This is a genomic window from Cycloclasticus zancles 78-ME (genome assembly GCF_000442595.1).
Classification (GTDB): Bacteria; Pseudomonadota; Gammaproteobacteria; order Methylococcales; family Cycloclasticaceae; genus Cycloclasticus; species Cycloclasticus pugetii.
In genome coordinates this window covers 1470132-1483973 of sequence record NC_021917.1, presented here as the reverse complement: position 1 = coordinate 1483973, position 13842 = coordinate 1470132, and the positions used below count along the sequence as shown (strand labels likewise).

Sequence of the window (13842 nt, the reverse complement as noted above, 5' to 3'; positions counted from 1 at the left end):
GCTATGAAAATTTTACTTATTATTGTTGTCATTGCAGCCGTTTTTTATCTGGTTCAGTATTTTTTAAATGGTAAAGCAACGTTAAACGCTAAAGAAAATATTCAAGCTGGTGAAGAGTTCTTAGCAAAAAACGCTGAACAAGAGGGCGTTATAACCACCGCATCAGGTTTACAATACAAAGTTCTTTCACCAGGTGATGGTGAAGTGCACCCAACTTCGACCGATAAAGTGACCGTTCATTACCATGGTACTTTGTTAGATGGAACGGTCTTTGATAGTTCTGTAGATCGAGGTGAGCCCATTGCCTTTGGCCTAAACCAAGTCATTAAAGGCTGGACTGAAGGTGTGCAGTTAATGGTAACAGGTGAAAAAACACGTTTTTTTATACCCAGCAAATTAGCGTATGGCAATCAATCCATGGGGGCCATAAAAGGCGGCTCAACGCTAATTTTTGATGTTGAGTTGATTGCTATAAACTAACGATCTTAAAAACACACCCCCCAGTTACTAAAATATATTAAATTAGGAAATTTATGATTCCAGTTATTATGTCCGGCGGCAGCGGCACACGTCTTTGGCCATTATCTAGAAGACACAGGCCCAAACAATTTATCGCGTTATTTGGCGAAAACACCATGTTTCAAGAGACACTTAATCGATTAAATGGCCTTGAGTCTCTTCAGCCGCCCATTGTTGTTTGCAATAATGATCATCGCTTTATGGTAGCAGAGCAATTACATGAACTAGATATTACTTCACCTAATATCATTTTAGAGCCCGTTGGTCGTAATACAGCTCCAGCCATGGCTATCTCAGCGTTAGTAGCTGAAAAAAATGGGGATGACCCTACTTTATTAGTGTTAGCTGCAGATCATGTGATAGAAGACCTTGCTGCGTTTCATAAAGCCATTGAAGCAGCAAGAACACAAGCAGAAGACGGTAAGTTGGTTACGTTCGGCATCGTTCCCACCTCACCAAATACGGGTTATGGCTATATTCAGGCTGATCAAAAAAACACCATCAGCCCCGTAAAAGCTTTTGTAGAAAAGCCAGACTTACAGACTGCTACACAATATGTCGAATCAGGTAATTTCTATTGGAATAGTGGGATGTTTATGTTCAAAGCATCTACACTCATTTCTGAATTAGAAAAATATTCCCCTGACATTTTATCTAGTTGCCGAGAGGCTTTATCTAAAAGTGTGAAAGACCTCGATTTTACTCGGTTGGATATTACTTCATTTGAAGCGTGTTACTCAGAATCAATTGATTATGCCGTGATGGAGCATACTAGCAAAGCCGTTGTTGTACCGTTAGATGCCGATTGGAGCGATGTTGGTTCATGGTCCTCCTTATGGGAGTGTGCACAACAAGACAGCGATAATAATGTTTTACAAGGCGACGTGATGGTTGAGGACGTGCAAAATGCTTATATCCATAGTGAGCACCGTTTGGTTTCTGTTATAGGGTTAGAGGATGTTGTCGTTGTGGAAACCGCAGACGCTGTGATGGTTGCAAGTAAAAAGTCAGCACAAAATGTTAAAAATATTGTTAACCGATTGACACATGATCAACGAGCAGAAGCTGAAAACCATCGTTTATGTTATCGACCTTGGGGGTATTATGATGCTATTGATGTTGGTGAACGGTTTCAAGTTAAACGAATTGCTGTTAACCCTGGTGCCTCATTGTCACTTCAGATGCACCACCATCGAGCAGAACATTGGGTGGTAGTGACTGGAACTGCCGAGGTGACTTGTGATGAGAAAGTCATGCTAGTTTCAGAAAATGAGTCTACCTATATCCCAATTGGTACAAAGCACCGTCTACATAACCCAGGGCGAGTTTTACTTGAAATGATTGAGGTACAGTCAGGGTCTTATTTAGGTGAAGACGACATTATACGTTTTGAAGATGCTTATCATCGTAATTAATGGCTGAGTGACCTATACATTAGATCATATTAATAGATAAGAGTAGTTAAGGTGCTTATCTTAAAATACCAAAATTGATCACTCTTTCTTGTTTTAGCTTTTTATTTGTAAATATATCAAGAATAACAATAAATATCTAAAACTGTACTAAGCTTGCTTGTATCAAGCGCAATATGGATAAAGTTTTTAGGTTGATCAAAGAATGAAACGTCAAGGGAAAATCAGGCAATATGATACAAAAATAAATGCAATTGCGCGTTTAATTGATAATGCTATTATTTTATTAACTTTTTTGTCGATCGCAGATTTAATGGCTATTGATTGGGGGAGGCTGTATTTACCAGCAATTTTGATATCAATCGTACTTTTTGATTTTTTTGCAGAATCACAAGAAGTTTATCGTTCCTGGCGAGGCGCAAAAATTCGTGAAGAAATTGGTGCAATTATTTTTTCATGGTTTATAACAGTAAGTATACTCGTGCTTTCAGATTTATTGGTGTTCAGGAGCAATACATATAATACAACTTATATGATTTTGTCAGTTTTAATCGTTCCAATTCAATTGCTTGCATGGCACGCAGCTGTGCGTATTATACTAGGTTATTTTAGGTCCAGAGGTCACAACTCACGTAATGTAGCCATTGTTGGTGCGACTCCGTTAGGTAATCAATTAAAAATGGCATTCCATGAAATGCATTGGAGTGGCCTTAATTTTAGCGGCTATTACGATGATCGAACATCCACTTGCAATAAACGTCGTTTAAAAAGTGAAGAAGCAGTCGTTGTAGGAGGGATTAATCAACTTATAGCGGACTGTAAATGTGGTAAAATAGACGCAGTATATATTACACTTTCGATGTCAGCTGAGCGGCGTATAAAAAAAATTACTGATTTGTTAGCAAATACGACAGCATCAGTTTACTTCGTACCTGATTTGTTTACCTTTAATTTACTTCATTCACGATGGGTTGATTATCAAGGTATTACTGCTGTTAGTATTTATGATACACCTTTTGCTGGTCTGGACCGTACTATAAAACGTATAGAGGATGTAGTATTAAGTATTATAATTTTATGTATAGTATCTTTACCTATGATTTTAATTGCAGTGCTTTTGAAATTAACTTCACCTGGACCGGTGTTATTTAAGCAAACACGTTATGGAGCTGATGGGCAGAAAATAAAAGTATTGAAATTTCGTTCAATGACCGTCAGAGATGATGGTTTAGTAATAAAACAAGCCACTAAAGATGATACCAGAACAACCGCATTTGGTGCGTTTCTTAGAAGGACTTCTTTAGATGAACTGCCTCAGTTTTTTAATGTTTTAAGGGGAAGCATGTCAATTGTTGGGCCTCGACCTCATGCGGTAGCACATAATGAGGAGTATAGAGAAAAAATACCTGGGTATATGCTTAGGCACAAAGTTAAACCGGGTATTACAGGTCTAGCGCAAGTCAAAGGTTTTAGAGGAGAAACAGACACACTTGATAAAATGGAGAGTCGTTTATATTACGACCTTAAGTACATCCAAAAGTGGTCAATATTCTTAGATTTAAAAATTATATTCCTGACGTTTTTTAAAGGATTTATTAATAAAAATGCATATTAAATAAACATCGAATAAGATTTGATGCAACTTTATTGGAATAAAGTTAAACTCTTAACATAAAAGGGTGTGACGTTCCATTCTAAATAAATGTATAATCATGTTAGATCTAGACGAGACATATAATTTTTTGATTTTTGTACTAAAGTACAATAGATGTAGTATAGAATTTGTGTATAGTGATATTGTCTGGATAGAATAGTTAACTACTATTCATGTAGACATTGGGGTTACTTGTTAATTTTTAGCAAGTAATTTTAGGCCAAACTTGATGTGAGTCGAGGACGGAAAGCAACAGATCTTTAATGCATGAGAATCTAAAGATGGCTGAGCTGCATTACTTGAGAATATAAATTAATTTAAAGGAAAAATTATGAAAAAAGTAATGTTTTTATTAATAGGGTTGATGTTTAGTGTAAGCGTAAACGCTGCGTCCCTTACATTGACTGATCTAGATGGCTCATTCACTGCGGATGGAGGTAGTATTGTAAATAACGGATCAGATGCGGTTCATGTTAATTCAGGTACATTAAATACTTCATTCATTCACAATATCAGTGCAACTAACACAGGCTCTCAAACTTTTAGGCTATGGCTTGACGGTACAGCATCCTCATCTACATTTATCTCAGCTTTTAGTGTATTAGTTAATGGTGTTGAGACAGCTGTTTTAACAGCTCCGTCCTACACAGTAGGTGTTTATAACTCATTACTACTGGCAGCAGGGGAAACAGTTAATTTGATTATATCTGGAACTTTCGATACTGCGTCATATGGATTAACAGCTCAAACTCCAATTCCTGCAGCACTGTTTTTATTGGCCCCAGCGCTACTAGGATTCTTCGGTCTACGTCGTAAATCCAATATTGGGTAATAGTACAATAATAATATTTTAAAAAAGGGAGCCTATAAGGCTCCCTTTTTTATTTATTAAGCTAAAATAAATATGATAACTATGAAAAAGAGATTTTGATTATGAAGAATACAATTAGACTTGCGAGTATGCTGTTCTTATACACCGTATTCATGTGTAGCGTGACCAATGCATCGGATAAATATTTATTAAATGCAGGAGATATTCTAGATATTTCTGTATGGAACGAGAGCAATCTGCAAAGGTCAGTGGTTGTGTTACCTGATGGAAGCATTTCATTTCCATTAGCAGGTGACTTAACTGCAAAAGGAAAAAGCGTAACTGAGCTTGAAGCAGAACTCACGAAAAAACTTTCTAAATTTTTAAATGAACCCGATATAACTGTGGTAGTAAGTAAAGTAAGTGGTAATACTATTCATATTTTAGGTAAAGTCTCAAACCCCGGTAGTTTTATAATGAATCAACGATTTACAGTTATGCAGGCATTAAGTCTTGCGGGTGGGCTGTCTCCATATGCCGAAGAAAATAACATTACGGTTCTTCGGACAAGTGGAGGGTCAGAAAAAGCTATCTCTGTACATTATGCAGATATAAAAAAAGGTAAGGACTTATCAACAAATATCAAACTCCAAAGTGGAGACGTAATTGTAGTTCCGTAGAGTAGCGTAAAATGATCAAATTAGCATTAACAGGAATATTATTTATTATCTCTATAATAAACGTACAAGCTGCGCAATGGTCGTTAACAGGTTCATTAAATCCATCATTTGAATATGATGATAATATTTTTATGCGTGATACCAATAAAGTTAGTGACTTTCATTCACAAATAACACCGACTTTAAAAACGTCGTATGGATTAGAGAATGTCGATATTACTTTAAGCACTGGATATACAGTAGATCGATATGATAAATCACGTTACTTGGACCAAGAAAACCCTTTTTATAGACTAAACTCTATTTATCAGACAGAAAGAAGCAGTTGGGGGCTTGATTTAAGTTACATAGAAAGCTCAAGTCGAAGTGAAGCAGTTGAGGATACTGGTGATTTTGAAACTAACTCTACATCATCTACTAAAATGGTATCACCTTCTTTTAGTTATCAATTATCAGAGCGTGATTCTATATTTATAAGTGGAAGTTATTATGAAAGGAAATTTTCAACCATAGATTTTAGTGACAGTGAATCTTTCATAATAACTACAAATTGGCAGCATCAATTTACAGAACGTTTTAATGGAGGGATTAGTATTTCAGCAGGTAATACTAAATTTAATGAGGACAAAAGTAATACAGATGATGATAGCTATAATATTTCTTTTACCTCAATGTATAACATTTCAGAAATATGGGCAATAAATGGTAGGATTGGGCTCCGCCAAGTTAATAGTGAAAAAACTGGCACTTTGGGCGATATTGATAAGAGCTCGGATGTAGGTTCTTCACTTGATTTTAGTGTTAGTTATTCACATGATGTTGACACAGCTAATTTTTCGATTGCCCGTTCAATATCTCCATCAAGTACTGGGGATATAAATGAACATGATACAATTGATTTGAGTTTATCTAGACAACTGAGTGAAACATTAACTGCCAGTATTTCAAGTTCTTATCAAGAAACAAGGTCAGCATTTGATAATCTATCTGATAACCGAAAATATTTTAGTGTAACTCCTTCTCTTAATTGGAATTTCCGTCATAACACTAGCCTTGGATTATCGTATAGATACCGTAATCAGAAAGAATCATTTGATGGGACAAATGCTGATAGTAATACACTAATGCTTACACTAAACTATAATTGGGATGGACTTCATGTCTCTCGATAAAATAAAGAGCAAATAATGGAAGAGGTTAAAGGACTAAAAGATTATTTAGAGATACTTAATCGCCATAAAAAAATTGTAATTTACCCCGCTGTGATGCTCATTTTAGTTTCATCAGCTTTAGCTTTATTATTACCAGCAACCTACAAATCAAGTAGTTTGATTTTAATCGAATCTCAAGAAATACCTAATGATTTAGTACGTTCAACAGTCACAAGTTATGCTGACCAACGAATTGCAGTTATCAAACAAAAATTGATGACCACTGAAAGAATAATGGCAATCGTTAATAAATATAATCTATATCCTGAGGATACTAAAAACTCTCCAGCATCTGTTATTGTTGAATTATTTCGTTCGCATATGTCTGTTGACATGGTCCAGGCCAATGTGACTGACCCCAATAGTGGACGCTCTAAACGAGCAAGCATAGCTTTCAATGTCTCTTTTCTTGATAAAAAACCTTTATTAGCACAAAAAGTTGCTAATGAATTAACAACTGAATTTCTAACAGAAAATGTCAAAACACGAACCGCACGAGCTAATGAAACCAGAGAATTTCTAAAAGAAGAGGGTGATAAATTTCAACGTAAAATTCAATTACTTGAAAAGAAGATAGCTGATTTTAAAGAAAAGTTTAATGATAGCTTACCTGAACTGCTCCCTTACAATTTATCTATGGTTGAAAAACTTCAAGACGAGTTAACAAAAGATCAAAACCAAATAATTATTTTAAATGATCAGATTTTAACCATGAATATTGAATTGGCTAATCTTGATGCTCTATTACCAGCCATAGGATCAGTGCAAGCATTAACACCATCACAAAAATTGGCTCAAGCAAAAGCCAAGCATGCTTCTCTTAAAGGTAAGTATTCTGAAAGCCACCCTGACCTTAAACGATTGAAAAGAGAGATAGAGAGCCTTGAAAGTGAACTAAGGTTGGAAAAAAACATCAATAATGGAAAGCCTGATGAACATTATAAAAGCCCTTTATTCCTTAAAATTAATTCAAAAATAGCGTCAGCTGAACGAGAAATAAAGCGTCTTTATGCGCGTAAAAAGGAAATTAATAATAAACTATCAGTATTTCAAAAAAGGGTCGCTGAAACTCATCAAGTTAAACGCGCATACGAGGACCTAATACGTGATTATGATAACAATCTTGCAAAATATAAGGAGTTGCGAGCAAAAGAATTACAGGCTGAGTTAGCGCAAAATTTGGAATCTGAAAATAAAGGAGAAAGTTTTACTCTGATTGAACCGCCATTAGTACCTAGTCACCCTGAAAAACCAAACCGCTTCAAAATATTTATAATGGGAACAGTAGCCTCCGTTGGTGTCGGTATTGGCCTGGCTTTGTTGTTTGAAATGTTAGTCGGTGGTGTAAGAGGTTACAATGAAGTAAGTCGAATTACCGGTTCATCTCCTTTGGTTGTTGTTCCACTTCTTTCTGTTAAAGGAGATGATGTTATCGATACAACTGGTCTTAATGTAAAACTCTATTGGATCATTGGTTTTTTTGTGGTTGTTACATTAGTCATCGTTGGGTTTCATTATTTAGTTATGGACCTCGAGGTGCTATGGTTTAGGCTTCTACGTAAAATAAGTTTGTTGTAATTATTCAGGTTTAATTTAAGAAGATATAATAATGGATAGAATTCAAAAAGCACTTGAGAAAGCAAAGGCGTTACATCAAATCAAACCTGGGGACTCACAGCAAGCTGAATTTGAAAGTACTCAAGAAAATATTAGTGAAATAAATACTAATCTAAGCGATATTAGTTATAAAAACACCAAAGTAATTAAAGTTTCTGAAAATGCGCTAGCAAGCAATGGGATTATTGCTTCACAGTATAGCAATACCCAGTCAGGAGTTTTTAGAATGTTGCGTACGCAAGTTCTTCAAAAAATGCGTGAAAATAATTTGCAAACAATTGCTGTTTCCTCACCAACAGCGGGTGAGGGTAAATCACTCATCGCTTCAAATTTAGCTGTTGCAATGGCAATGGAGACAAATCAAACTGTTTTGTTAGTTGATTTGGATTTACGTAACCCATGTTTAAGTAACTATTTTAATCTTGATGTCACCATTGGTCTAAAAGATTATTTGGAGACTGACATCAAACTCTCTGAGATACTTGTAAATCCGGGGATTAAAGGGTTAGTTATATTGCCTGGCAAGGGTCGTGCGGAAGACTCTGCTGAGTTACTATCTGGTGCTAAAATGAAAAATTTAGTCTCTGATTTAAAAGCAAAATACGACTCTAGACTCATTATTTTTGATATGCCTCCGGTACTTCAAACTGATGATGTGTTACTAGCTTCAAACTATATTGAATCTACACTGATGGTCATAGAAGATGGCAAAAATAAAGAAGCAGAAATCATTAAATCATTACAATTGTTAAAAGACACGCAACTAATTGGTAGCGTTCTTAATAAGTCTGAAAAACCTCCCATGCATCAAAGTTACTAGTAATATGTATACTGAACATTATGGCTTAACTCATAAGCCATTTAATCAGGTACCTGATCCCAAATTTCTATATCTTAGCCCTAATCATAAAAAGGCATTAACGATGCTTGAATATGGAGTGGTAAGCCATGCAGGATTTACAGTGGTTACAGGTGAAATTGGTGCGGGTAAAACAACTCTTATAAGAGTGCTTCTTAATAAGATAGATGATGATTGTATTATAGGTTTAATAAATAATACTCATGAGTCTTTCGGTAACCTTATGGAGTGGGTTCTCGATGCTTTAGATATAAAGTCTGACTCATCTGATAATGCTGGACGTTATAGGGATTATATTAACTTTGTTGTTGAAAAACATGCTCAAGGAAAGCGTGTTATTCTGATTATAGATGAGGCGCAAAACCTAAGTGTAAAAGCACTCGAAGAATTACGTCTCTTATCTAATGTAAATATTGATGCTGATATATTCCTTCAGCTCATATTAACTGGTCAACCTGAGTTAAAGGATAAACTGAATGACCCTGCACTCCAACAGTTTGCTCAGCGGATAGGTGTTGAATTTCATTTGCAAGCTTTAGATTACCGTCAAACAGAGAAATATATTACTCACAGATTAAAAACAGCTGGTGCTAAAGATTTAATTTTTACCCATGAAGCCTGTGCTGCTATATTTTGTTATAGCGAGGGGGTGCCAAGACGAATCAATAATTTGTGTGATTTTGCATTAGTTTATGCTTTTGCTGATGATGAAAAAACAATAAAAATAAATACCATCTTAAGGATGATGAAAGATAAAAGTTCATCACGTATTATAAAACCCTCTAATAAAGTAAACCCATACGTAGATAGTGTTAAAAGTCTCTTAAAGGAAAAGTATAATATTACTCTTGCATAGATTTTTTATTATCCACTTCTTAATGATAAGTCTAGTAACAGTTTTAACTTTTTATACTCTATTTATATTCCCTCCACGATTTATGACTTTGATTCATGTTATAAGCAACTGTAATCCCCCCATTTATAACCGAAGTTAAAAGTAGAGGTTAAGCTGCATCCAGTAACTGTCTAGGTGGTATGCCTCCAATTGCCGTATGCGGACGTTCATTATTGTATGTCCAAAGCCACTGCGTTGCCAATAATTGAGCTTGCTCAATGGATTCAAACAGATTTAAATCTAACCATTCATGTCGAGCTGTCCGATTAAATCGTTCGATATACGCATTTTGAGTGGGTTTGCCAGGCTGAATGTAAAGTAACGTTATTTGCTGTTTTATTGTCCAGTTGTAATCCCCCCATTTATAACCGAAGTTAAAAGTAGAGGTTAAGCTGCATCCAGTAACTGTCTAGGTGGTATGCCTCCAATTGCCGTATGCGGACGTTCATTATTGTATGTCCAAAGCCACTGCGTTGCCAATAATTGAGCTTGCTCAATGGATTCAAACAGATTTAAATCTAACCATTCATGTCGAGCTGTCCGATTAAATCGTTCGATATACGCATTTTGAGTGGGTTTGCCAGGCTGAATGTAAAGTAACGTTATTTGCTGTTTTATTGTCCAGTCTTTCAGGGTTTGGCTGATATATTCGGGACCGTTATCACAGCGTATAGCTAATGGTTTACCTCGCCATTCGATGATGTGTTCGAGCGAGCGTATAACCCTTACGCTTGGCAATGAAAGATCAACATCAATGCCGAGCCCTTCACGGTTAAAATCATCAATAACATTGAAAGTACGGATGCTACGGCCATCATTTAATTTGTCACTCATAAAATCCATCGACCATACTTGATTGGCAGCATCAGGTACGCTTAAGGCCTCCGGCTTGTCTCTTTTAATGCAACGCCTTGGCTTGATGCGCAAGTTCAATTCCAACTCCCTGTAGATGCGGTATACACGCTTATGGTTCCAGCCGTAGCCTTTGATGTTACGGAGGTATAAAAAACACAGGCCAAAGCCCCAGCGCTTGTGAGTGGTGCTTAACCGCAATAACCAATCGGCTATTTCGGCATTTTCATCAGATAGTTTGGCCTGATAGCGATAACAGGTTTCACTGATAGAAAATACCGCACACGAAATTCTGATATTAGCCTTGTTCTGAAATACTGATCTTTGCGCCATCTCTCGTCTTCGGGATGGCTTTACCACTTTTTTTCAATGGCCTCTCTGGCAATCTCAGCCTTGAGTTTTTCTTCAGCGTACATCTTTTTGAGGCGCCGATTTTCATCTTCAAGCTCTTTCATTCGTTTCATCAGTGACGCGTCCATGCCACCAAACTTGGATCGCCATTTATAGAACGTCGCATTACTCATGCCGTGTTCGCGGCATAAGTCTGGCACCAGTGCCCCTGCTTCATTTTGTTTCAAGATCGACAGGATTTGGCTGTCTGTATATCGTGATTTCTTCATAGAAAACTCCTTTATTTCATTATAAGAATTTTCTACTTAAAACTCCCTTGGTTTTTTGGGGGGATTACAAAACTATCTGATGAAAATGCCGAAATAGCCGATTGGTTATTGCGGTTAAGCACCACTCACAAGCGCTGGGGCTTTGGCCTGTGTTTTTTATACCTCCGTAACATCAAAGGCTACGGCTGGAACCATAAGCGTGTATACCGCATCTACAGGGAGTTGGAATTGAACTTGCGCATCAAGCCAAGGCGTTGCATTAAAAGAGACAAGCCGGAGGCCTTAAGCGTACCTGATGCTGCCAATCAAGTATGGTCGATGGATTTTATGAGTGACAAATTAAATGATGGCCGTAGCATCCGTACTTTCAATGTTATTGATGATTTTAACCGTGAAGGGCTCGGCATTGATGTTGATCTTTCATTGCCAAGCGTAAGGGTTATACGCTCGCTCGAACACATCATCGAATGGCGAGGTAAACCATTAGCTATACGCTGTGATAACGGTCCCGAATATATCAGCCAAACCCTGAAAGACTGTGTAATCCCCCCAAAAAACCAAGGGAGTTTTAAGTAGAAAATTCTTATAATGAAATAAAGGAGTTTTCTATGAAGAAATCACGATATACAGACAGCCAAATCCTGTCGATCTTGAAACAAAATGAAGCAGGGGCACTGGTGCCAGACTTATGCCGCGAACACGGCATGAGTAATGCGACGTTCTATAAATGGCGATCCAAGTTTGGTGGCATGGACGCGTCACTGATGAAACGAATGAAAGAGCTTGAAGATGAAAATCGGCGCCTCAAAAAGATGTACGCTGAAGAAAAACTCAAGGCTGAGATTGCCAGAGAGGCCATTGAAAAAAAGTGGTAAAGCCATCCCGAAGACGAGAGATGGCGCAAAGATCAGTATTTCAGAACAAGGCTAATATCAGAATTTCGTGTGCGGTATTTTCTATCAGTGAAACCTGTTATCGCTATCAGGCCAAACTGTAATCCCCCCATTTATAACCGAAGTTAAAAGTAGAGGTTAAGCTGCATCCAGTAACTGTCTAGGTGGTATGCCTCCAATTGCCGTATGCGGACGTTCATTATTGTATGTCCAAAGCCACTGCGTTGCCAATAATTGAGCTTGCTCAATGGATTCAAACAGATTTAAATCTAACCATTCATGTCGAGCTGTCCGATTAAATCGTTCGATATACGCATTTTGAGTGGGTTTGCCAGGCTGAATGTAAAGTAACGTTATTTGCTGTTTTATTGTCCAGTCTTTCAGGGTTTGGCTGATATATTCGGGACCGTTATCACAGCGTATAGCTAATGGTTTACCTCGCCATTCGATGATGTGTTCGAGCGAGCGTATAACCCTTACGCTTGGCAATGAAAGATCAACATCAATGCCGAGCCCTTCACGGTTAAAATCATCAATAACATTGAAAGTACGGATGCTACGGCCATCATTTAATTTGTCACTCATAAAATCCATCGACCATACTTGATTGGCAGCATCAGGTACGCTTAAGGCCTCCGGCTTGTCTCTTTTAATGCAACGCCTTGGCTTGATGCGCAAGTTCAATTCCAACTCCCTGTAGATGCGGTATACACGCTTATGGTTCCAGCCGTAGCCTTTGATGTTACGGAGGTATAAAAAACACAGGCCAAAGCCCCAGCGCTTGTGAGTGGTGCTTAACCGCAATAACCAATCGGCTATTTCGGCATTTTCATCAGATAGTTTGGCCTGATAGCGATAACAGGTTTCACTGATAGAAAATACCGCACACGAAATTCTGATATTAGCCTTGTTCTGAAATACTGATCTTTGCGCCATCTCTCGTCTTCGGGATGGCTTTACCACTTTTTTTCAATGGCCTCTCTGGCAATCTCAGCCTTGAGTTTTTCTTCAGCGTACATCTTTTTGAGGCGCCGATTTTCATCTTCAAGCTCTTTCATTCGTTTCATCAGTGACGCGTCCATGCCACCAAACTTGGATCGCCATTTATAGAACGTCGCATTACTCATGCCGTGTTCGCGGCATAAGTCTGGCACCAGTGCCCCTGCTTCATTTTGTTTCAAGATCGACAGGATTTGGCTGTCTGTATATCGTGATTTCTTCATAGAAAACTCCTTTATTTCATTATAAGAATTTTCTACTTAAAACTCCCTTGGTTTTTTGGGGGGATTACAAAACTATCTGATGAAAATGCCGAAATAGCCGATTGGTTATTGCGGTTAAGCACCACTCACAAGCGCTGGGGCTTTGGCCTGTGTTTTTTATACCTCCGTAACATCAAAGGCTACGGCTGGAACCATAAGCGTGTATACCGCATCTACAGGGAGTTGGAATTGAACTTGCGCATCAAGCCAAGGCGTTGCATTAAAAGAGACAAGCCGGAGGCCTTAAGCGTACCTGATGCTGCCAATCAAGTATGGTCGATGGATTTTATGAGTGACAAATTAAATGATGGCCGTAGCATCCGTACTTTCAATGTTATTGATGATTTTAACCGTGAAGGGCTCGGCATTGATGTTGATCTTTCATTGCCAAGCGTAAGGGTTATACGCTCGCTCGAACACATCATCGAATGGCGAGGTAAACCATTAGCTATACGCTGTGATAACGGTCCCGAATATATCAGCCAAACCCTGAAAGACTGTGTAATCCCCCCAAAAAACCAAGGGAGTTTTAAGTAGAAAATTCTTATAATGAAATA

At 37.7% G+C, this 13842-nt stretch carries 11 protein-coding genes, 4 pseudogenes and 1 riboswitch; of the genes and pseudogenes, 12 read left to right on the top strand and 3 right to left on the bottom strand.

From position 1 onward, the window contains the following. Positions 1 to 3 precede the first annotated feature (3 nt). The 9 genes from CYCME_RS07185 to CYCME_RS07145 all read left to right on the top strand — a co-directional run bounded on the left by CYCME_RS07185 (position 4) and on the right by CYCME_RS07145 (position 9619). On the top strand, positions 4 to 480 hold the full coding sequence (locus CYCME_RS07185; RefSeq protein ID WP_020932640.1) for an FKBP-type peptidyl-prolyl cis-trans isomerase: 477 nt from the start codon (positions 4 to 6) through the stop codon (positions 478 to 480). A 53-nt stretch (positions 481 to 533) separates the two neighbouring features. After that, the gene (locus tag CYCME_RS07180; RefSeq protein ID WP_020932639.1) at positions 534 to 1934 is read left to right on the top strand and encodes a mannose-1-phosphate guanylyltransferase/mannose-6-phosphate isomerase; all 1401 of its coding nucleotides are present in this window, start codon (positions 534 to 536) and stop codon (positions 1932 to 1934) included. A 202-nt stretch (positions 1935 to 2136) separates the two neighbouring features. Continuing rightward, the gene (locus CYCME_RS07175) at positions 2137 to 3546 is read left to right on the top strand and encodes an undecaprenyl-phosphate glucose phosphotransferase (protein ID WP_020932638.1); all 1410 of its coding nucleotides are present in this window, start codon (positions 2137 to 2139) and stop codon (positions 3544 to 3546) included. A 248-nt stretch (positions 3547 to 3794) separates the two neighbouring features. Next, positions 3795 to 3883, top strand: a riboswitch (cyclic di-GMP riboswitch). 33 nt (positions 3884 to 3916) lie between these two features. Next, entirely contained in the window at positions 3917 to 4417 is a 501-nt protein-coding gene (locus tag CYCME_RS07170) for a hypothetical protein (RefSeq protein WP_020932637.1), read from the top strand. Between the two features lie 101 nt (positions 4418 to 4518). After that, positions 4519 to 5076, top strand: a complete 558-nt coding sequence (locus CYCME_RS07165) for a polysaccharide biosynthesis/export family protein (RefSeq protein ID WP_051184139.1) — start codon at positions 4519 to 4521, stop codon at positions 5074 to 5076. Between the two features lie 11 nt (positions 5077 to 5087). Next, positions 5088 to 6248 (top strand): outer membrane beta-barrel protein, encoded by a 1161-nt coding sequence (locus CYCME_RS07160; RefSeq protein WP_020932635.1) that lies wholly within the window; start codon positions 5088 to 5090, stop codon positions 6246 to 6248. A 15-nt stretch (positions 6249 to 6263) separates the two neighbouring features. Continuing rightward, positions 6264 to 7865 carry a GumC family protein gene (locus tag CYCME_RS07155; RefSeq protein ID WP_020932634.1) on the top strand — a complete coding sequence of 534 codons (1602 nt, stop codon included), beginning with the start codon at positions 6264 to 6266 and terminating at the stop codon, positions 7863 to 7865. A gap of 31 nt (positions 7866 to 7896) precedes the next feature. Then, complete coding sequence (locus CYCME_RS07150; protein ID WP_020932633.1) at positions 7897 to 8724, top strand: CpsD/CapB family tyrosine-protein kinase; 828 nt, start codon at positions 7897 to 7899, stop codon at positions 8722 to 8724. Positions 8725 to 8827: 103 nt separating this feature from the next. After that, complete coding sequence (locus CYCME_RS07145) at positions 8828 to 9619, top strand: ExeA family protein (RefSeq protein ID WP_020932632.1); 792 nt, start codon at positions 8828 to 8830, stop codon at positions 9617 to 9619. A gap of 148 nt (positions 9620 to 9767) precedes the next feature. Here CYCME_RS07145 and CYCME_RS12950 read toward each other — a convergent pair. Next, a pseudogene (locus tag CYCME_RS12950) lies at positions 9768 to 10004 on the bottom strand (integrase core domain-containing protein); the annotation flags it as partial. 41 nt (positions 10005 to 10045) lie between these two features. Then, a protein-coding gene (locus CYCME_RS07140; RefSeq protein ID WP_144276105.1) for an IS3 family transposase occupies positions 10046 to 11130 on the bottom strand; the annotation gives its coding sequence in 2 pieces (ribosomal slippage) (positions 10046 to 10875 and positions 10875 to 11130; 1086 coding nt in all). A 69-nt stretch (positions 11131 to 11199) separates the two neighbouring features. On the opposite strand from CYCME_RS07140, the pseudogene CYCME_RS07130 reads away from it, so the two are divergent. Then, positions 11200 to 11664, top strand: a pseudogene (locus CYCME_RS07130) (DDE-type integrase/transposase/recombinase); the annotation flags it as partial. A 74-nt stretch (positions 11665 to 11738) separates the two neighbouring features. Beyond that, a pseudogene (locus CYCME_RS07125) lies at positions 11739 to 12124 on the top strand (transposase); the annotation flags it as partial. Between the two features lie 37 nt (positions 12125 to 12161). On the opposite strand, the gene CYCME_RS07120 reads toward CYCME_RS07125, so the two are convergent. Further along, positions 12162 to 13246 (bottom strand): IS3 family transposase gene (locus CYCME_RS07120; RefSeq protein WP_144276105.1). Its coding sequence is split into 2 segments (ribosomal slippage): positions 12162 to 12991 and positions 12991 to 13246, totalling 1086 coding nucleotides; the frame shifts between segments, so codons are not numbered across the junction. A 69-nt stretch (positions 13247 to 13315) separates the two neighbouring features. Between CYCME_RS07120 and CYCME_RS07110 the strand changes: the two are divergent. Then, positions 13316 to 13780 (top strand): annotated as a pseudogene (locus CYCME_RS07110) (DDE-type integrase/transposase/recombinase); the annotation flags it as partial. Between the last annotated feature and the right edge of the window lie 62 nt (positions 13781 to 13842).